19 protein-coding genes and 1 pseudogene are annotated in these 18004 nt (G+C 72.3%); 11 read left to right on the plus strand and 9 right to left on the minus strand.

Features of this window, described 5'->3' with window-relative positions; genetic code table 11:
* Nucleotides 1-1056, minus strand: a 1056-nt coding sequence (locus ACNAW0_RS18635) for an RNA-guided endonuclease InsQ/TnpB family protein (protein WP_416289178.1), incomplete at its 3' end; no start/stop codon positions are given.
* A 24-nt stretch (nt 1057-1080) separates the two neighbouring features.
* Here ACNAW0_RS18635 and tnpA point away from each other — a divergent pair.
* The 3 genes and pseudogenes from tnpA (at nt 1081) to ACNAW0_RS18650 (ending at nt 2795) form a co-directional block, all read left to right on the plus strand.
* Nucleotides 1081-1496, plus strand: a pseudogene (gene tnpA, locus ACNAW0_RS18640) (IS200/IS605 family transposase).
* A 111-nt stretch (nt 1497-1607) separates the two neighbouring features.
* Nucleotides 1608-2378 (plus strand): hypothetical protein, encoded by a 771-nt coding sequence (locus tag ACNAW0_RS18645; protein ID WP_416289179.1) that lies wholly within the window; start codon nt 1608-1610, stop codon nt 2376-2378.
* A 9-nt stretch (nt 2379-2387) separates the two neighbouring features.
* Nucleotides 2388-2795: a CoA-binding protein gene (locus ACNAW0_RS18650; RefSeq protein WP_416289180.1), complete on the plus strand. Its 408-nt coding sequence runs from the start codon at nt 2388-2390 to the stop codon at nt 2793-2795.
* A gap of 33 nt (nt 2796-2828) precedes the next feature.
* Here ACNAW0_RS18650 and ACNAW0_RS18655 read toward each other — a convergent pair whose 3' ends face one another.
* A complete protein-coding gene (locus ACNAW0_RS18655; RefSeq protein ID WP_416289181.1) occupies nt 2829-3482 on the minus strand; it encodes a TetR/AcrR family transcriptional regulator in 654 nt (217 codons plus the stop codon).
* A 96-nt stretch (nt 3483-3578) separates the two neighbouring features.
* On the opposite strand from ACNAW0_RS18655, the gene ACNAW0_RS18660 reads away from it, so the two are divergent.
* Together ACNAW0_RS18660 and ACNAW0_RS18665 are read left to right on the plus strand one after the other, a co-directional pair.
* A complete protein-coding gene (locus ACNAW0_RS18660) occupies nt 3579-4226 on the plus strand; it encodes a hypothetical protein (protein ID WP_416289182.1) in 648 nt (215 codons plus the stop codon).
* A 71-nt stretch (nt 4227-4297) separates the two neighbouring features.
* The gene (locus ACNAW0_RS18665) at nt 4298-5050 is read left to right on the plus strand and encodes a hypothetical protein (protein WP_416289183.1); all 753 of its coding nucleotides are present in this window, start codon (nt 4298-4300) and stop codon (nt 5048-5050) included.
* 12 nt (nt 5051-5062) lie between these two features.
* Here ACNAW0_RS18665 and ACNAW0_RS18670 read toward each other — a convergent pair whose 3' ends face one another.
* Nucleotides 5063-6259, minus strand: coding sequence for an acyl-CoA dehydrogenase family protein (locus ACNAW0_RS18670; RefSeq protein ID WP_416289232.1), 1197 nt, complete (start codon nt 6257-6259; stop codon nt 5063-5065).
* Nucleotides 6260-6436: 177 nt separating this feature from the next.
* Here ACNAW0_RS18670 and ACNAW0_RS18675 point away from each other — a divergent pair, with 177 nt between their 5' ends.
* A complete protein-coding gene (locus tag ACNAW0_RS18675) occupies nt 6437-6844 on the plus strand; it encodes a DUF4190 domain-containing protein (RefSeq protein WP_416289184.1) in 408 nt (135 codons plus the stop codon).
* Between the two features lie 9 nt (nt 6845-6853).
* Here the strand turns inward: ACNAW0_RS18675 and ACNAW0_RS18680 are convergent, their stop codons facing one another.
* On the minus strand, nt 6854-7744 hold the full coding sequence (locus ACNAW0_RS18680) for an SDR family NAD(P)-dependent oxidoreductase (RefSeq protein WP_416289185.1): 891 nt from the start codon (nt 7742-7744) through the stop codon (nt 6854-6856).
* Between the two features lie 117 nt (nt 7745-7861).
* Here ACNAW0_RS18680 and ACNAW0_RS18685 point away from each other — a divergent pair, with 117 nt between their 5' ends.
* The gene (locus ACNAW0_RS18685; protein ID WP_416289186.1) at nt 7862-8398 is read left to right on the plus strand and encodes a DUF4190 domain-containing protein; all 537 of its coding nucleotides are present in this window, start codon (nt 7862-7864) and stop codon (nt 8396-8398) included.
* A gap of 63 nt (nt 8399-8461) precedes the next feature.
* Here ACNAW0_RS18685 and ACNAW0_RS18690 read toward each other — a convergent pair whose 3' ends face one another.
* Nucleotides 8462-9418 carry an HpcH/HpaI aldolase/citrate lyase family protein gene (locus ACNAW0_RS18690; RefSeq protein ID WP_416289187.1) on the minus strand — a complete coding sequence of 319 codons (957 nt, stop codon included), beginning with the start codon at nt 9416-9418 and terminating at the stop codon, nt 8462-8464.
* A 123-nt stretch (nt 9419-9541) separates the two neighbouring features.
* On the opposite strand from ACNAW0_RS18690, the gene ACNAW0_RS18695 reads away from it, so the two are divergent.
* Nucleotides 9542-10366, plus strand: a complete 825-nt coding sequence (locus tag ACNAW0_RS18695; RefSeq protein ID WP_416289188.1) for an SDR family NAD(P)-dependent oxidoreductase — start codon at nt 9542-9544, stop codon at nt 10364-10366.
* Between the two features lie 66 nt (nt 10367-10432).
* On the opposite strand, the gene ACNAW0_RS18700 is transcribed toward ACNAW0_RS18695, so the two are convergent.
* Nucleotides 10433-12634 (minus strand): amino acid permease, encoded by a 2202-nt coding sequence (locus ACNAW0_RS18700; RefSeq protein ID WP_416289189.1) that lies wholly within the window; start codon nt 12632-12634, stop codon nt 10433-10435.
* 76 nt (nt 12635-12710) lie between these two features.
* On the minus strand, nt 12711-13667 hold the full coding sequence (locus ACNAW0_RS18705) for a DMT family transporter (protein ID WP_416289190.1): 957 nt from the start codon (nt 13665-13667) through the stop codon (nt 12711-12713).
* A gap of 109 nt (nt 13668-13776) precedes the next feature.
* Here ACNAW0_RS18705 and ACNAW0_RS18710 point away from each other — a divergent pair, with 109 nt between their 5' ends.
* A complete protein-coding gene (locus tag ACNAW0_RS18710; protein ID WP_416289191.1) occupies nt 13777-14481 on the plus strand; it encodes an HAD family hydrolase in 705 nt (234 codons plus the stop codon).
* Nucleotides 14482-14524: 43 nt separating this feature from the next.
* On the opposite strand, the gene ACNAW0_RS18715 is transcribed toward ACNAW0_RS18710, so the two are convergent.
* Both ACNAW0_RS18715 and ACNAW0_RS18720 read right to left on the minus strand, forming a co-directional pair.
* Complete coding sequence (locus tag ACNAW0_RS18715; protein ID WP_416289192.1) at nt 14525-15055, minus strand: hypothetical protein; 531 nt, start codon at nt 15053-15055, stop codon at nt 14525-14527.
* A gap of 17 nt (nt 15056-15072) precedes the next feature.
* Nucleotides 15073-15942 (minus strand): PhzF family phenazine biosynthesis protein, encoded by an 870-nt coding sequence (locus ACNAW0_RS18720; protein ID WP_416289193.1) that lies wholly within the window; start codon nt 15940-15942, stop codon nt 15073-15075.
* Nucleotides 15943-15974: 32 nt separating this feature from the next.
* Here ACNAW0_RS18720 and ACNAW0_RS18725 point away from each other — a divergent pair, with 32 nt between their 5' ends.
* Both ACNAW0_RS18725 and ACNAW0_RS18730 read left to right on the plus strand, forming a co-directional pair.
* The gene (locus ACNAW0_RS18725; protein WP_416289194.1) at nt 15975-17258 is read left to right on the plus strand and encodes a magnesium transporter MgtE N-terminal domain-containing protein; all 1284 of its coding nucleotides are present in this window, start codon (nt 15975-15977) and stop codon (nt 17256-17258) included.
* Nucleotides 17251-17865, plus strand: coding sequence for a DUF1003 domain-containing protein (locus tag ACNAW0_RS18730; protein WP_416289195.1), 615 nt, complete (start codon nt 17251-17253; stop codon nt 17863-17865). The genes ACNAW0_RS18725 and ACNAW0_RS18730 overlap by 8 nt, the downstream gene beginning before the upstream one ends.
* Nucleotides 17866-18004 lie beyond the last annotated feature (139 nt).

Raw genomic sequence — 18004 nt, forward strand, 5'->3', positions numbered from 1 at the left:
ATCGGTGTTCCCGCAGCGGCTGCACCGCTGGGAGGTGAACGCAGCAGGCACCCTCACGATCCGGGTGCCGGTGGTACGTGCACTGTTGGCCAGGGCTTGCTCGAACAGACCCCAGCCCTTGTCGAGGATCGCCCGATTCAGCCCGGCCTTCTGACGCACGTTGACGCCCGGTTCGGCGACGGTGCCCTTCGCCGTGGCGGTCATCGCCTCGATATTGAGTCGTTCCAGTTTGACGACCGCATGCTGGGCGCAGATCCGGTTCGCCGCCCACATCGCGAAGTCACGACGCCGGTTACGGACCTTCGCTGAGGTTTGGGCGATCTCCGCCCGGACCTTGCGGGCGCGGTTCGAGGTCTTCGCGCCGTACTCGCGGCGGGCGGTCTCGTGCCGGCCAGCCTTCGACTTCAGCCTGGCCAGCTTCCGTTCCTGACCGGCGGTGGTAAAGGCGCGGTTCCACATGCGCCCGTCGGACATCGCCACAGCGACCTTCACGCCACGGTCGACACCCACAACAGCGCCCGGCCGGACGTGCACCTGCGGCGTCTTGACGCCGGCGTGAACGCCGAACCCGACATGCCAGGCAACACCATCGAAGGACACCACCGCGTTACGGACCAGGCCACCCAACGGACGAGACCAGCGGAACTTCACCTCGCCAATCTTCGGCAGACTGACCACGCCCCACCGCCGGTTGACCCGCCGCACCGCAATCGCCTGACCCGGGAACGGGACCGACAACCGCGCCGAGCGGCGCTTGCGTGTCGGTGCACCGGCGGGGTGGCGCGGATCCCACCAGTTGCGGTACGCCTGGTCGAGTTGGCGCAACACCTGTTGACCGGACTGTGCCGGCAGATCCGCGACCCAGTCGAGTTCCTTACGCGCCTCGGTCAAGGAGGCGCACTGCGCAGTGACCCCGAGGGTGATCTTGCGCTGCTGCCACGCGAACTGACGCTGCTCCAAAGCGGTGTTGTACAGCCAGCGGCACGTGTGCCCCCACGAGGCCAGGCGCTGCGCCTGTTCCTCTGCGGGGTACCGCCGGCCCGTATCCGCCGTCACGTTCTACATCGTACACTTGTTCTGATGGCCACCGGTTACCCGGTTCCCGCTGGCGGGCACTGCGTTTTCCTGCTTCACGCCCATTTGATTTTCGTCACGAAGTACCAGGCAAGGGTCTTCACCGACGAACACCTGCACTACCGGGAGGGGTAATGCGGGAGGTGTGCGAGCAGTTTACATGCGAGCTGGTCGAGCTCAACGGCGAGGACAACCACGTCCACCTGCTGATGAACTTCCCACCCAAGGTGCCGCTGTCGAAACTGGTCAGCTCCCTCAAGGGCGTGACATCGCGCTATCTGCGCCACGACTTCCCCGAGGTTCGTCGCTACTTCTGGCGCGGCGCCCGACTGTGGTCCGGGTCCTACTTCGCCAGCTCCGCCGCAGGCGCACCCATGGCCGTCCTACGCCAGTACATCGAGCAGCAGAACCGGTCGGCTTAGAGCACGCTCGGGCCTTGACGGCCCTCCCACGCGGACCTTCACCCCCGCCGTAAAGGGCGGAGCACTGGCCCGCATCTCGGTAGCTTGGGCTGCCCCACTACCCTCCCCGGTATGCCAGACGTGATCGAGGCGACGCTGCGCCGCCAGCGGATCGTCGCGGTGAGCACCGTGGCGCTCGGCGTGCTCTGCGGTTCGCTCGGCCTGGTCCGATTCCAGGGGGCACCCGGCGCCCTGCTCGCCCTCGGTCCGAAACTGCTGGCCGCGGCCTATCTCACGTACCGGCTGCTCCGTCGTCCGAGCCGGGCACAACTGCGACTGGCCACCTCGGCGTTCTACGCACCTCCGCGCGGCCCCGTAGCGCTGCCCGTCGCCGTCACCACGTGGCTGCTCTACCTGGTCATCTACGACGACGGCGAACAGCAGCGCGACGCCCCCTGGGCGCTGCTGTTCGCCGCGTTGGCGGTGGGGATGGCCGGCTTCGTCCTGAGTCGGCAGTGGCGAAACGTCGCGCTGATCGACCTCACACCCGAAGGTATCGGAATGGGCTGGCCTCGGCGGTCCGCCTTCGTTCCCTGGTCGGCGCTGGATCTGCACCACCCTATCTACGCACTGGACCACGACCGGGCGCTCCGCCTGCCCCTCGCCCGGCCTGACCTGGTCCACCGTCGATTCGGACGGCGCCGCGACGAGCACTCCCCCGGGCTGGGGGACATCGACGTCGCACCCAGCTTTCTCGCCGCCGCCGTCCGGCATTACGCCCGGTACCCCGAGTACCGAGCGGCGATCGGTACGCCGGAGGAGTACAACCGGCTACGCTCGGCGCTCGCCGCCCCGCAGCCCGGGGTGCCCCACGGCCCGACGACCGGTGGATGGCCGGGTTAGTCTCGGCGGGTGCGTTCAGCCCAGCAGATCCTCGCCGACTCCGCCGTGATCGCCGTCGTGGGCGCGTCCCGCGACCCGGGCAAGGCCGCGCATCGCGTTCCGGCCGAGATGCAGCGGTACGGCTGGCGGGTCATCCCGGTGAACCCGACGGTGGACGAACTCTTCGGCGAGAAGGCGTACCCGTCGCTGGCCGACATCCCGCACCCGGTCGACCTGGTCGACGTGTTCCGTCCCGCGCAGGATGCGGTCGATGTGGTCCGCCAGGCGGTGGGGATCGGCGCGCCGGCGGTCTGGTTGCAGCTCGGGATCGTCTCGGCGGAGGCGCGACGGATCGCCGAGGAGGCTGGCATCGACTACGTCGAGGACCGCTGCCTCATCGTGGAGCGGGCGGCGGCCGGCCTGACCCGGCTCGGCTGACCCGGCACCGCTGGCCCGCAGAGCGCGACCCGGTCAGGGCTCCGGCGGGCGTCGGAGCGGCACCGCCCGGCCGCGTGGTGCCGGCGGCGCGGGGCCGAACAGTAGATCCAACTGGGCGTCCAGCGCGGCGAGCGCAGTCTCCGGCGGGTAGTGCCCGCCGAGCAGATAGACGCCCAGCCCCTCCAGCACGGCGAGCAGCGCCACCGCGGCCTGCTCGGGGGCGACCGGCGCCTCCGCCGAGCCAGCCGCCTGCGCGGCGCGGATCTGCCCGGCGATGAAGGCCAGCAGTTCGGCCGTGTCCCGGTGCAGCCCGGCGGCGATTGCCGGGCGTACCGCGGTGTAGGCCAGGAACGCCAGGGCTACCCGGCCGTCCGCCAGGCGCGCGTCGTCGAGCGGCAGCAACTCGGCCAGCATCGTCCGGAGCAGCGTACGCGGGGACGGGTCGTCCCCCAGCGCGGCGACGGCGCGGGTCACCCGGGCTTCGCCGCGTTCGCGTACCACGGACAGCGCGAAGGTCATCATCTCGTCCTTGGTACGGAAGTAGTGCTGCACCATCCCGGAGGAGACCCCGGCCTCCGCCGCCACGTGACGCAGGCTGACCGCCTCCAGCCCGCGTTCGGCGGCCACCCGCATCAGCGCGTCGGCGATCAGCGTGCGGCGCTCCCGGTGATCGACCCGCTTCGGCATGTCCCCATGTTTTCACAATGCGACTGCATTGACACGTCAGCCGCGCGCCGTTTACGTTGCAACTGCAATGCAAAGAACATCGGAAGGGTGGTGATCATGGGGAAGCAGGCTGTCGCGTTGCTGCGTCGTGTGGTCGCGTACGAGGTGGGCATGTGGGTGAGCCTCGGCCGGTGGCTGCTCCGCCGACCCCCGGCCCTGGAGCCCGGGGCGGCGGCGTTCAGCTACGTCGGCGTGGTCAAGCCGATCCTCGGCGTCTTCATCGTGCTCTCCACGATCGAGATTCCGATCCTCGACCTGATCCTCCGGCACACCGTCTCGTGGCGGCCGGTCCGGCACACCGCGCTCGCGCTCGGGATCTGGGGTGTGCTCTGGATGATCGGTCTCTTCGCCAGCCTGCGGATCCACCCGCACGCCGCCGGCGCGGCCGGGCTACGCGTCCGCAACGGATTCTCGGTCGACTTCCTCGTCCCCTGGTCGGCCGTCGCCCGGATCGAGCACCGCTACCGGTCGTTGCCGTCCAGCCGGGCCGTCCAGATCGAACAAGCCGACACGGGGACGATCCTGAACATCGGCGCCGGCAGCCAGACCAGCGTGGACATCGTGCTCCGCGAGCCGCTCTCCGTAGGGCTGCCGAAGGGCCCGAGTGAGCCGGTGCACGAGATCCGCCTCTACGCCGACGACCCGACCGCCCTGGTCGCCCGGGCCCGCGAGCACCTGGCGGTACGGCTGCCCCGCTCGGACTAGGCAGCAACCCCGCCCCTCGGCAGCGACGCCCAGCGGGTCCGTCAGTGGCGGAGGGACCGTACCCTGCGCAGGTGCCCCTCCCCCTGCTGGGCCGGCTGCCCTCGCCCGGCGACGGCCTCTGGACACGCCGGCTGCTCGCCGTCGCAGCCGCAGCAGCGGTGGCGGCGCCGCTGGCCGCCGGACTGCTCCGGCTGCCGCCACGCGACCAACTGGATCCCAGCTGTCTGGTCATGCCGCTCTTCGGCGCAGGGTGGCTGTCGCGGCGGTGGTGGCCTCGGCGCGACGGCCGCCTGGTGTGGCGACCACGGGCGGCAGGCCGCTACTCGGTCGAGCCGGGCCTGGTGGCACGGCGGTCCCTCGCCGGCTGGGCCGACCTGGTGGCCGAGACGATGAGGACGGCCGCGGTCGGGGTATGGCTGATCGGCACGCTGCCCGAGGAACCACGGTGGGCGGCGCTGCTGCGGCCGCTGATCGCGGTCGGCGTCGCCGCCGCGATCGCGTGGGTGGTCTTCGAGGAGGTCCGGTTCACCGGGCGGCTGGCGCTCACCGCGAGCGGCATCCGGCATGGCCGCCGGACGCACGGCTGGACGAACATCGACCGGGTCATCCCGCACAAGCAGGACGGCCGGGTGGACGGGGTGCGGCTGCGGCCGGCGAGGTGGGTCTCCCTGGAGCCGGCGCCGGTGGTGGGTGGCCGGGACACGGCGGTGCCCGAGGACCGGCTGGTCGCCGCGATCGAGCACTTCCGGTCCCGACCGGAGATGCTGGCGGTGGGCTTGCCGGTCACCGCGCCGGAGCCGGCCGCACAGCCGGCCGGCGGGTGACCGGCGCGCCGGTCAGAGCTTGTACTGCTTGAGCAGGCCGCGGGAGATGATGGTCTTCTGGATCTCCGAGGTGCCCTCGCCGATGAGCAGGAACGGGGCCTCCCGCATCAGCCGCTCGATCTCGTACTCCTTGGAGTAGCCGTAGCCGCCGTGGATGCGGAACGCCTCCTGGACGACCTCGGCGCAGTATTCCGAGGCGAGCAGCTTGGCCATGCCGGCCTCGACGTCGTTGCGCTGGCCGGCGTCCTTGAGCCGGGCGGCGTTGACCATGAGGGCGTGCGCCGCCTCGATCTTCGTACCCATCTCGGCGAGCTTGAAGGCGACGGCCTGGTGCTTCGCGAGGGGCTGGCCGAAGGTGCGGCGCTGCTGGGCGTACGCGACGGCCAGTTCGAAGGCGCGGATGGAGATGCCGCAGGCGCGGGCGGCCACGTTGACCCGGCCGACCTCGATGCCGTCCATCATCTGGTAGAAGCCCCGGCCGATCTTCTCCGCGCCGCCGAGCACGGCGGAGGCGGGGACGGTGACGCCGTCGAGCACCATCTCGGTGGTCTCGACGCCCTTGTAGCCCATCTTGTCGATCTTGCCGGGGATGGTCAGGCCGGGTGCGGTCTCGCCGAAGCCGGGCTGCTTCTCCAGCAGGAACGTGCTCATGTTGCCGTACACCGAGTCGGCCCCGGTGTCGGTCTTGACCAGGGTGGCCACCACCGAGGAGTACGCCCCGTTGGTCAGCCACATCTTCTGGCCGTTCAGGACGAAGTGGTCGCCGTCCCGGACCGCCTTCGACTTGATCGCCGACACGTCGGAGCCGCACTCCGGCTCCGACATGGAGAAGGCGCCGCGCACCTCGCCGGTGGCCATCCGTGGCAGCAGCCGGGCCTTCTGCTCCGTCGAGCCGTGCTGGGAGATCAGGTACGCCACGATGAAGTGGGTGTTGACGATGCCGGAGATCGACATCCAGCCCCGGGACAGCTCCTCGACCACCAGGGCGTACGTGAGCAGGGACTCGCCGAGGCCGCCGTACTCCTCGGCGATGGTGAGGCCGAACAGCCCCATCTCGCGCATCCCGTCGAGGATGTCGCTGGGGTACTCGTCGGCGTGCTCCAGCCGCTGGGCGTGCGGGATGATCTCCTTGTCGGCGAACTCCCGGACGGTCTCCAGGATCGACCGCTGCACGTCGGTCAGGCCGGGCGTCTGGGCGAGTCGGGCCATCTCAGCCTCCGGGGTCGGCGCCTTACTCATGGGTAACTGAACGCTCGGTAAGTATCGACCCCGCGACCGGCGAGGGCCAAGGTGACCAGTCCACACAACCGCTGTGAAAAGGTTCACCGCTGCGGGTAGCGTCCGCAAGAGAGGGCCGTTGACCTGTGACGGAGGGGGCGAGCGGGCGTGAGCCAACCACCCGGCGAGCCGGAGCAACCGCCGTCGCCGTACGAGCCGCCGTCCTACGGTCAGCCGTACGGGCACCCGCAGCAGCCGCCGTGGGGTCAACAGCCGCCGTACGCCCCACAGCCCCCGTACGGCCAGTACGGGCCGCCCGGGGAAGGACCGCGACCGCCCGGCGGCGGACCGAACGTGCTGGCCATCCTGGCGCTGGTCTTCGCCTTCGTGTTCGCGCCGGCCGGCATCGTCCTCGGCCATCTGGCCAAGCGGCAGATCCGGCAGACCGGCGAGGAGGGCGAGCAGCTCGCCAGCTGGGGGCTGATCCTCAGCTACATCTTCACCGCGATCGGGCTGCTCGCCTGCTGCGGCTGGATCGCCCTGGCCATCTGGGCGGGCTCCGAAAACGGCTCCTAACACTGACGGTCAGCGGAACTGGGCCTCCCGGACGCTGTTGCCACCGTCGACCACCAGCATCTGCCCGGTGATGTACGAGGCGGCCGGCGAGCAGAGGAAGGCGATCGCGGCGGCCACCTCGTCGGGCGTGCCGGGCCGGCCGACCGGGGTGCCGAGCCCCTGCTTGATCTCGGCCATCGTGGACGCCGCGGTGTGGATGAGGCCGGGCGCGACCGCGTTCACCGTCACCCCGTCGGCGATCATCTCCATCGCCAGCGCCCGGGTCAGCCCCACCACGCCCGCCTTCGCCGCCGCGTACGCGGCCTCGGTGGGCAGCGCGTTGACCGGGCCGGCGGTGGCGGCCAGGTTGACGATCCGCCCCCAGCCGCGCTCGGCCATCCCGCCGATGAACGCCCGGCTGCACAGGAACGCGGTGGTCAGGTTGCGGTCGATCTCGCCGCGCCACTCGTCGTAGCTGAGCTGGGCCACCGGCCGCAGCACCTCCGGGCTCGCTCGGCTGGCCAGGCCCGCGTTGTTCACCAGCAGCTCGACGTCGCCGAGCTGCTCGGCCACCGCGTCGGCGAGCGCGCCCACCTCGGACTCGTCGGTGAGGTCGGCGACGAAGCCGGTGACGCCCAGCTCACCGGCGCGCTCGTGGATCCGCCGCGTGGTGGAGACGATCGCCACCCGGGCGCCCAGGTCGGCGAGGCGGCGCGCGGTCGCGTACCCGATGCCGTCCGGGCTGCCGGCGCCCGTGACCAGGGCGACCCGGCCGTCCAACCGCATGGTGACCGGCTCGGCGAGCGGTGCCGGCTGGTCCTGCTCGGCGGATTCCGCCGGCAGGCTGCCGCGCGTGCGCCGCACCAGCCCAGGGCGGCTCACATCCCGTCGCGACCGACCGCCGCGCGCGTCAAAGCCCATGTCGAGATCCTGCCTGCTGCGGACGTTGTGAGCAACGCGGCACCCGAAAAGGGGGGTCTCGGTGTTGCCTGCCACTGGCTACCCTGACGAAACCCGTACGTACCAGGAGATGACCTGATGAGCTATCCCCCGCCGTCTGGTGGTTGGCAAGACCCGTCCGCGCCCGGCCAGTATTCGAACCCGCCCACCGACCCGACCCTGCCGATGGGCGGCAGCCCGATCCCGAGCCAGCCGACCTCGTCGGACCCGTACGCCGCGCAGCCGCCGAGCGCCCCGCCCGCGGCCGGCCCTTACGCCGCACCCGGTTACCCGCCCGCCGGCGATCCGTACGCGGCGCCCAGCTACCAGGCGCCCGGCTACCCAGCGCCCGGCTACCCGGGGTACGGCGCCCCGTCGGCCAAGACCAACACGATGGCCATCGTGGCGCTGGTGCTGGCGCTGGTCGGATTCGCGTCCTGCATCACCGCGCCGATCGGCGCGATCCTCGGGCACGTGGCCCGCAAGCAGATCCGGGAGACCGGCGAGCAGGGCGAGGGGATGGCGAAGGCCGCCATCATCGTCGGCTGGATCCTCACCGGCCTGCTGGTACTGCTGATCGCCGTCTACGTGGTGGTGATCATCGTGGCGATCAATTCGGCCGACACCAGCTACTGACATGACCGGGCCGTCCCGGACGACCGGGACGGCCCGTCGCCGCCCGTCGCAGGCGACCTGCGTTCACTGGGCGGGCGGGGCGAAGGACGAGGTACGCGCCATCCCGGCCGCGCGCCCCTTGGCGGCGACGACCAGGGCCATCTTGCGGGACGCCTCGTCGATCATCTCGTCGCCGAGCAGCACCGCGCCGAGCTTCCCGCCCGCCTCCGAGGTGTACCAGTCGTACGCGTCGAGGATCAGCTCGGCGTGGTCGTAGTCGGCCTGGGCCGGGGAGTAGACCTCGTTGGCCGCGTCGATCTGGCCCGGGTGCAGCACCCACTTGCCGTCGAAGCCCAGCGCGGCCGACCGCCTGGCCACCTCGCGGAACCCGTCCACGTCCCGGATCTGCAGGAACGGACCGTCGATGGCCTGCTTGTCGTGCATCCGCGCGGCCATCAGGATCCGCATCAGGATGTAGTGGTAGGGATCGCCCGGGTAGTCCGGGATCAGCGCGCCGACCACCAGCGACCTCATGTTGATCGAGGCCATGAAATCGGCCGGGCCGAAGATGATCGTCTCGACCCGGGGCGAGGCGGCCGCGATGTCGTCCACGTTCACCAGCCCGGCGGCGTTCTCGATCTGCGCCTCGATGCCGATCCGGCCGACCTCCAGGCCGAGGGTCTTCTCGATCTGGGTGAGAGTCAGGTCCAGCCACTGCACCTGGGTGGCGTTCTGCACCTTCGGCAGCATGACGCAGTCCAGGTTGGCACCCGCGCCCTCGACGACCTCGATGACGTCCCGGTACGTCCACGGCGTGGTCAGGTCGTTCACCCGGACCACCCGGGTCTTGCCGGCCCAGTCGCCCTCGTTCAACGCGGCGACGATGTTCTTGCGGGCGTCCGGCTTGGCCAGCGGGGCGACTGCGTCCTCCAGGTCGAGGAAGACCTGGTCCGCGGGGAGGCCCTGCGCCTTGCCGAGCATCTTGACGCTGGAGCCGGGTACCGCGAGGCAGGACCGGCGAGGGCGACCGACAGCGGCCATGGATGCGCTCCTTCCTGCGTGCGGCGGACACGCGACCAGAACGGAAACCGAGAAAACTTAACGATCCCAAAGGGCGTGGTGACGCCACGGTAACCTCGTGCCGTGACCGAGGTGAATGGACCTGTGGAAGATCTCACTGGGCACCGGACCGTGGTGGTGACGGGCGCCAGCTCGGGCATCGGGCTGGCCGCGGCGGTCGACCTGGCGCGCCGCGGCGACCGCGTGGTGCTGGTCGGCCGGGACCCGGCCCGGCTCCGGTCAGCCGCCGACCGGGTCCGCGAGGGCTGCGGCGACCGGCCGGAACTCTTCCGTGCCGACTTCGCCGTCCTGGACGACGTACGCCGCCTCGCCGAGCGGCTGCGCGCCGCGTACGACCGGATCGACGTGCTCGCCAACAACGCCGGCGCGATCGTCCTCCAGCCCGTCACCACCGTCGACGGCTTCGAGCTGACGATGCAGGCCAACCACCTCGCCCCGTTCCTGCTCAGCAACCTGCTGCGGGACCGGATCGGCCGGATGGTGGTGACCGCCTCCGGGGCGCACCGCAGCGGCGCCCTCGACCCCCGCGACCTCAACGCGACGCTGCGCCGCTACCGTCCGATACGCGCGTACGGCACCAGCAAGCAGGCGAACATCCTCTTCGCCGCCGAGGCGGCCCGGCGCTGGCCGGAGGTGCCCGCGTACTCGTTCCACCCGGGGGTGGTCCGCACCCGGTTCGGCATCGAGAGCCGGCTGGTCGCTCTCGGCATGCGGCTGCTGCCCTTCCGCAGCCCGGAGCGGGGCGCCGAGACCCTGGTCTGGCTGGCCAACCAGGACCCGTCCCGGCTGACCTCCGGCGGCTACCACTACGACCGTCGGCCGCGCCGGCCGTTGCCGAAGGCGGCCGATCCGGCGCTCGCCGCCCGGCTCTGGACCGCCAGCACGAACGCCGTCGGCCTCGACGGCTGACGAAGTCGGGACGCCGCCATGGTCGCCGCCCTGGTGGCCGACCACTTCGCGGCGTACCTGTGACCGTCACTCGGCGACGTGGACCGGGACGCTGGTGACCACCACGCCGGGCAGGGCCCGCAGCGCGGCGCGCAGCCGATGGTCGACGCGGCTGTGCAGGAACCGGTGCCAGCGGTGGCGCAGCACCACCTCCGGCACGATCACGGTCAGCGTCAGCTCCGGCCGGGTGGTGTGCAGCGCCTCCAGGTAGTGCGCCAGCGGCCCGATCACCGCCCGGTACGGCGACACGATGGTCTCCAGCCGCAGGTGGTCACCCCAGGCGCGCCACTGCTCACGGAACCGGTCCGCCTCGGCGTCCTCGGGAGCGATGTGCACGGCCAGCGTCGGCTGGCCCAGCGACGCCGCGTACGCCAGGGCCCGCAGCGACGCCCGGTTCAGCCGGGCCACCGGCACGACCACCAGATGACGTACCTCCTGGGGCAGTTCCTCGCCCTCGGCGGACCCGCCGGCTCCCCGCGGCCCACCACCGGTCGCGGCCCCGGCGGACGGCGGCGGCCCGGCGGACGGCGGCGGATGCAGCGCCAGTGCGCGGTGCAGCGCGGCGTAGTGCCGGTGGATCCGACGGGCGAGCAGCACCAGCGCCGGCACCGCGATCACCACCACCCACGCGCCCTCGGCGAACTTGCTGACCGCGGCGGTCAACAGCACCAGCCCGGAGAGCGTGGCACCGACCGCGTTGAGCACCAGCCGGTGCTGCCAGCCCCGGCCCCGGTGCCGGCGCCAGTGCACCACCATGCCCGCCTGCGACAGGGTGAAGGCAAGGAACACGCCGACGGCGTAGAGCGGGATCAGCGACTGGGTGTGCCCACCGAACGTGACGAAGATGAGCGTCGCGGCGATGGCGAGGGCGACCAGTCCGTTGTTGAACGACAGCCGGTCCCCCAGGTGCAGGAACCGGCGGGGCGCGTGGCCGTTGCGGGCCATGAAGAAGAGCAGCCGGGGAAAGTCGTTGAAGGCGGTGTTCGCCGCCAGCAGCAGGATCAGCGCGGTGGTGGCCTGCAGCAGCGCGTACCAGGGGCCGCTGGGGAAGGTGACCCGGCCGAGCTGGGACAGGATCGTCTGGTCCGATCGGGGCGCCAGGCCGTTCAGGTGGATCAGGCCGATCAGCCCGGCGAAGAGCACCACCAGCAGGGTGACCATCCAGCCGAGCGTGGTGCGGGCGTTGCGCCACTCGGTGGGGCGGAACGCCGGTATCGCGTTCGACACCGCCTCGATACCGGTCATCGACACCGCGCCGGAGGAGAACGCACGCAGCACCAGCAGCAGGCCCAGCCCTTCGGTGGCCGGCACCGCGGGCGGCGGCACCGGCGCGAAGCCCCGGCCCGCCGCCCGCGCGTAGCCGACCAGCAGCAGCGCGAAGATGGCCGCCACGAAGGCGTACGTGGGCAGCACGAAGATGTTGCCGGCGGTACGCACCCCGCGCAGGTTCCCGGCGAGCAGCACGGCGATCACCAGCACGCCGAGCAGCACGGTGGCTGGCGTGAGCCTGGGCATTGCCGAGGTGATCGCACTCACCCCCGCCGCGATCGACACCGACACGGTGAGCACGTAGTCGAGCATCAGCCCGGCTGCCGCCGTGAGTCCCGCCATCGTGCCGAGGTTGTCCCCGGCCACGAAGTACGACCCCGCTCCGTGCGGATACGCCGGTACGGTCTGCCGGTACGACAGCCCCACCGCGATCATCAACACCACCAGCACGGCGGCCAGCGGCAAGGAGAGGCCGAGGGCGCCGCCGCCGGCCAGCACCAGCACCGCCAGCATCGCCTCCGGCCCGTACGCCACCGAGCTGAGCAGGTCGGAGGAGAGGATCGGCAGGGCGACGAGCTTGCGCATCCGCTCGAAGACGACGGCGGAGCTGGCCAGCGGCGGGCCGAACAGCGTCCGGCGCAGCCGGGTGAGCGCCCGCCCGGCCCGGGAGCCGGGCTCGTGGGCGGAAGCGGTGGCCTGCAGCTCGCCCGGCTCCTCGACGGTGAACATGTCGATCGGGGTCAGCCGCCCGAACCGGCTCGGCGACGGGCCGGGCCGGTTGCGGCCCAGGGTCGGGTCGACGGGCAGCTCGTCGGGGCGGCGGGGCACCTGCCAGCGCTCCCCGATCCGGCCCAGCGCCGCACGTTCCTCGGGGCCCAGCGGCGGGAACTCGGCCGAGGGCGTGACCAGCGTCCCCCGGTCCGGCTCCGGGCCGCCCGGCTGCTTCGCTCCCTTCCCCACCCCCGCACTGTCACGGAAAGCGAGCCCCGGGGCGGCCAAACCAGAAAACTGCGCCGCCGACGAGGACGGATGGTACTCAGTCGGCGAGCTGGGCGGCGCCGGCGGGAACCGGTACCGGCTCGGTACGGCGCCCGCCCCGGGAACGGCCGAGGACGACCACGGCAACGCCGGCCAGCAGCAGGGCCAGCCCGGGCAGGGCGAGCGGGCGGGGTAGCTGGCCGAGCCAGACCCAGCCGATCAGGGCCGCGCCCGGGGCCTCCAGCAGGATCAGCACGCTGATCGTGGTGGCGGAGACCCGGTGCAGGGCGTAGTTGAACATCGAGTGGCCGAGCAACTGGGCGCCGGCCACCAGACCGAGGATCGCCAGCCAGGTGCCGGGGGCCCAGCCGTGCAGGGGTACCCCGCCGAGCAGGCAGACCACCAGCAGGATCGCCGCGCAGACGCCGTAGCAGATGGTGGTGTACGTGGTGGTGCTGATGGTGGCTCGGGCGCGTTCACCGAGGGCGGTGTAGACGGCGGCGAACAGCCCGCCCGCGACGGCGAGCAGGTCACCGGCGAAGGCACGGCCGGAGGCGGTGAAGTCGGCGCCGGTGGCCAGCGCCGCGCCGAGCACGGCCACCCCGATCCCGGCCCAGACCGTCAGCGGCAGCCGCCGCCCCTGCCAGCGGGCGATCAGCCCCTGCCACACCGGCTGGGTGGCGCCCAGCGCGGTGGTCGCGGCGACCGTGGTGAGCTGCGCGCTCGGCATCCAGGTGGCGAAGTGGGCGGCCAGCGCCACCCCGGAGAGCACGCAGTACACCCCCTCGCGCCGGCCGGCGCCCACGGCCAGCGCACGGAACTCGGCCCGCCGGCGGGCCAGCGAGAACGGACCGAGCACGGCTACCGAGAGCAGGTTCCGCCAGCAGGCGACGGCGAGGGCCGGCGCGGCGGCGAACGCGACCAGCGGGGCGGACGACGAGACGGCGGTGACGGCCAGCGCGAGCGCGCCGAGGGTCAGCGCGTCGAGCGGACGGCGGTACGGAACGGACGACACGGAGAGCAATCCTCACACGAACAGCGGACACCACGGACCGTCAACGCTCCGTTACGATCATGCGCGTCCCGGCGACACCCTCCCCCTCGACGCCCGGAGGCACTCCCGCATGCCCAGCTACCAGGCGGTGCTGTTCGACTTCTTCGGCACGCTCACCTACGGCGTCCAGCGTGGCGCCGCCCACCAGACCACCGCCGAGCTGCTCGGCTGCCCGCCCGACACCCTGATCGAGGTGCTCGATCGCACCTACTACCAGCGCGCCAGCGGCCGGCTCGGCGATGCCGAGGCGACCCTGCGCTGGGTCTGTGAACAGGCCGGCGTCCACCCCTCCGACCGAGCGGTACGCGCCGCCGCAGCCTCCCGCCACCAGGCCGTACGCGCCGACACCCGGCTGCGCGACGAGGCGGTGCCGGTGCTGGCCGCGCTGCGCCTGCGGGGCGTACGCACCGGGCTGATCAGCGACTGCACCCACGAGCTGCCGGCGTTCCTGCCCGAGCTGGCGGTCGCGCCGCTGCTCGACGTACGCGTCTTCTCGGTGCTGCTGGGATGCTGCAAGCCGGACCCGGCGCTCTACTGGGCCGCCTGCGGCCGGCTCGGCCTCGTGCCGGCCGACTGCCTGTACGTGGGTGACGGGGGCAGTCAGGAACTCACCGGCGCGGAACGGGCGGGCATGACGGCGGTCCGGCTGGCCGCCCCGGACCTGGCCGACCACATGGTCTTCAACGCCGACCGGTCCTGGCACGGCCCGGTGCTGGCCTCGCTGGACGAGGTGCTCGACCTGCTCGACCCGGTCCCCTGCGCGGTCCCGGTCTGACGCTCGGCGGTGGCGTGCTCGCCGGCGGGGCCCGCTCGGTGGCTCAGCGGCGGACCTTGTGCAGCCGGAACGGCGTACGGGTGGCCCGGACCACGGAGGTCTCCCGGGGCCGCTCGGCCAGCGAGTCGGCCGGCAGGTCGCCGCCGGTGACCGGGGTGCCCACCGGGGTGAGCCGGTTCAGCGCGCAGCCCTCGGTGGCCCAGCGTCCCACCAGGTCGGCGGCGGGGCCGGACGCGTTGAGCCGCTTCGCCGCGACCAGCGGCGCGGCGGCCTCCCAGTCCTCGGTACCCGGCCGCAGCCGGGCCACCCGGGCCGGCCAGGTGACGATCCGGCCGCCGTGGTCGCCACGCAGGGTCACGTCGGCCGCGTCCGCGTCGGCGAGCCCGGGAGCGGACTGCTCACCCGGGCCGCTGACCACCAGGAGCCCGCCGTCGAGCGGCAGGCACCACAACGCGTACGCCGACCCGCCGGCCACCGACACCCACGCCACCGCCGCCTTCTTGACCGCCTCGTCGACCAGCGGTGTGGCGACTCGCTCGTCCACCTCTTCGCTCACTCCGGCATCCTTCCGCATCCGCGCCGACTGGCCGCTCAGCCCACGAAGGGCGGGACGGCGATCTCGCCGCGGGCCACCGGCATCACCTGGCCGGAGACCGTCGCGCCCAGAGCTGCTCCGCCGGCCGCGGTCACCGTGCAGGCCAGCGAGGACGGCCGATTGATCTCGATGCCCTGGCGCACCGCGTACTCCGAGCGGCCCTCGCCGGGCAGCAGCCCGCTGGCGACCAGCCAGACCCCGAGCCCGAGGGCGGCCGAGCCGGTCGCCGGGTCCTCCGGCACGCCGAGCCCCGGCACGAAGACCCGGGCGTGCGCAGTGCGCGTGGCGGCGTCCCAGGAGAAGACGCTGACGTGTTCCACGCCGTACCGCTCGGCCGCCGCCGGGTTCACCCTGGCGCGGGCCACCGCGTCGGCGCGTACCGGAAGGTAGGGAAACTCCAGGCCACAGCCGGCGACCCGGGGCGCCGGGCCGGCGTGGTCGGCGGCGGTGAGGCCGGCCATCTCCAGCAGCGGCTCCGGGTCGAGTTCCGGGCCGAGGGTGGGCGTCCCGCCGGTGAGGGTCGCTCCGGTCTCCGTCACCTCGATCGGCAGCACTCCGGCGCCGCACTCCTGGGTGACCGTGCCCGCGTCGAACATCCCGCGCCGACTGGCGGTCACGGCGGCCCCCACGCTCGGGTGCCCGGCGAACGGCAGTTCCTCGGCCGGGGTGAAGATCCGCGCCCGGTACGTCGCACCGACCTGTGCCGGCGGCAGCACGAACACCGTCTCCGACAGGTTGAACTCCAGCGCGAGCGCCTGCATCTGCTCGGTGGCCAGCCCTTCGGCGCCGAACACCACGGCCAGCGGGTTGCCGGCGAACGGTCGATCGGTGAAGACGTCCACGATCTCGTAGGCCAAGGTCGACATGTTGATAAACACTAGGCCCTTAGGCTGGTGCCGTGAGCACGCCGAACCGGGTCTACCTCGCTCGACTCGCCGGAGTCGCCGTCTTCGACCCGAACGGCGACCAGGTGGGCCGGGTGCGCGACGCGGTTGCCCGGATACGGACCGACCAGCGCCCGCCCGAGGTGGTGGGACTGGTGGCCGAGATGCCGATGCGGCGGCGCATCTTCCTGTCCATCAACCGGATCACCACGATCGACCCGGACGCCGTCGTGCTCGGCAGCGGCACCCTCAACCTGCGCCGGTTCGAGAAGCGTCCCAACGAGCTGCTCGTGCTCTCCGAACTGCTGGACCGCCGGGTCCAGTTGGCGGGCGGGCAGGCCGGTTTGGTGGTCGACGTGGCCATGGACTGCGGCCGCACCGGCGAGTGGATGCTGGCCCGGGTCGCCGTCCGCGAGCTGACCGGCCGGCTCACCCGCCGCGGTCACCTGCACCAGGTCGAGTGGGACCAGGTGGGCGGCCTCGGCGGGGTGGGCGACACCCGGGGTACGGCCAACCTGCTGGCCGTACTCGAGGACATGCGCCCGGCCGACCTGGCCAACGCGTTGCAGGACCTGCCCGACGCCCGGCGCAACGAGGTGGCGGCGGCGCTGGACGACGAGCGCCTCGCCGACGTGCTCAGCGAGCTGCCCGAGCGTGACCAGGTGGAGATCCTGGCCGCGCTGGACCGGGAACGCGCCGCCGACGTGCTGGAGGAGATGGACCCGGACGACGCCGCCGACCTGCTCAACGAGCTGCCTCCGCCCGAGCAGGACGTGCTGCTCGACCTCATGGAGCCCGACGAGGCCGACCCGGTACGCCAGTTGCTCCGCTACGCCTCCGGCACCGCCGGCAGCGTGATGACCTCCGAGCCGGTGATCCTGCCGCCGGACGCCACGGTGGCCGAGGCGCTGGCCCGCATCCGGGAGCCGCAGCTCTCCCCGGCCGTGGCGGCGCAGGTCTTCGTGGCCCGCTCACCGCTGACCACGCCGACCGGTCGTTACCTCGGCATGGTCCATTTCCAGCGACTGCTCCGCGAGCCCCCGGCCGACCTGCTGGGCGGGGTGGTGGTCAACGACATCGACCCGCTCCGGCCGACCACCCCGCTGCCCGAGATCACCCGCCGCATGGCCACCTACGACCTGGTCGGCATGCCCGTGGTGGACCGGAACAACCGGTTGGTCGGCGCGGTGACCGTGGACGACGTGCTGGACCACTCACTGCCGCGCGACTGGCGGGACCGGGACGTCATGCGCGCCGCGCCCGCCGCCGAGGAGCCGCCGGGCGGGACCGATGACTGAGCAGCGACGCTCCGAGCGGCGGCTCGACCAGCCGCGCGTACCTCGGGGACTCCGACTGCCCCGGATCGACCAGGAGACCTTCGGCCGGTGGTCCGAGGGGATCGCCCGCAGCATGGGCACGGCGAACTTCATCGTCTACATGACGCTGGTCCTCCTCGCGTGGTTCGCCTGGAACACCCTCGCCCCGTCGAACCTGCGCTTCGACCCCTACACCTTCACCTTCCTCACCCTGATCCTCTCCATCCAGGCGTCGTACGCGGCCCCGCTGATCCTGCTGGCGCAGAACCGGCAGTCGGACCGGGACCGCATCGCGCTGGAGGAGGACCGGCGGCGCGCGGCGATGCAGAAGGCGGACACGGAGTACCTGGCCCGGGAGATCGCCGCGCTGCGCATCGCGATGGGCGAGGTGGCCACCCGGGACTTCCTCCGGTCCGAGCTGGCCCGGCTGGCCGAGGAACTGGACGAGGCAGCGCAGCGCCGGCAGCGGCGGGAGCTCCGGCAGCGGGGCCGGGAGGGCACCCGGCGGCCTGGCGGTGCCGAGCCGCTCGGCGAGCCCCGCGACGACCTGGACGACGACTACGCCGGCGACCGACGCACCGAGAGCTGAGCCGGACGCGACAGCGTTGAACGCCGCGCGCCTCAAGGGGCCAGGCGAGCGGCGTTCGCCCCGATCGTCCCACTTGGTGGCGCAACCCGTCCACCCCTCGGTCGGGGCCATCGAATCGCTCACACCGGCCCCACCAGCG

It is taken from the genome of Micromonospora sp. SL1-18 (assembly GCF_047921505.1).
Taxonomy (GTDB): Bacteria; Actinomycetota; Actinomycetes; order Mycobacteriales; family Micromonosporaceae; genus Micromonospora.

Bases quoted from the DNA above. Each gene is read 5' to 3' on its own strand.
- ACNAW0_RS18645 (WP_416289179.1), top strand. From the start codon at position 1,608: ATGCCAGACGTGATCGAGGCGACGCTGCGCCGCCAGCGGATCGTCGCG.
- ACNAW0_RS18655 (WP_416289181.1), bottom strand. From the start codon at position 3,482: ATGCCGAAGCGGGTCGATCACCGGGAGCGCCGCACGCTGATCGCCGAC.
- ACNAW0_RS18660 (WP_416289182.1), top strand. From the start codon at position 3,579: ATGGGGAAGCAGGCTGTCGCGTTGCTGCGTCGTGTGGTCGCGTACGAG.
- ACNAW0_RS18670 (WP_416289232.1), bottom strand. From the start codon at position 6,259: ATGGCCCGACTCGCCCAGACGCCCGGCCTGACCGACGTGCAGCGGTCG.
- ACNAW0_RS18680 (WP_416289185.1), bottom strand. From the start codon at position 7,744: ATGGGCTTTGACGCGCGCGGCGGTCGGTCGCGACGGGATGTGAGCCGC.
- ACNAW0_RS18685 (WP_416289186.1), top strand. From the start codon at position 7,862: ATGAGCTATCCCCCGCCGTCTGGTGGTTGGCAAGACCCGTCCGCGCCC.
- ACNAW0_RS18690 (WP_416289187.1), bottom strand. From the start codon at position 9,418: ATGGCCGCTGTCGGTCGCCCTCGCCGGTCCTGCCTCGCGGTACCCGGC.
- ACNAW0_RS18710 (WP_416289191.1), top strand. From the start codon at position 13,777: ATGCCCAGCTACCAGGCGGTGCTGTTCGACTTCTTCGGCACGCTCACC.
- ACNAW0_RS18715 (WP_416289192.1), bottom strand. From the start codon at position 15,055: ATGCGGAAGGATGCCGGAGTGAGCGAAGAGGTGGACGAGCGAGTCGCC.
- ACNAW0_RS18720 (WP_416289193.1), bottom strand. From the start codon at position 15,942: ATGTCGACCTTGGCCTACGAGATCGTGGACGTCTTCACCGATCGACCG.
- ACNAW0_RS18730 (WP_416289195.1), top strand. From the start codon at position 17,251: ATGACTGAGCAGCGACGCTCCGAGCGGCGGCTCGACCAGCCGCGCGTA.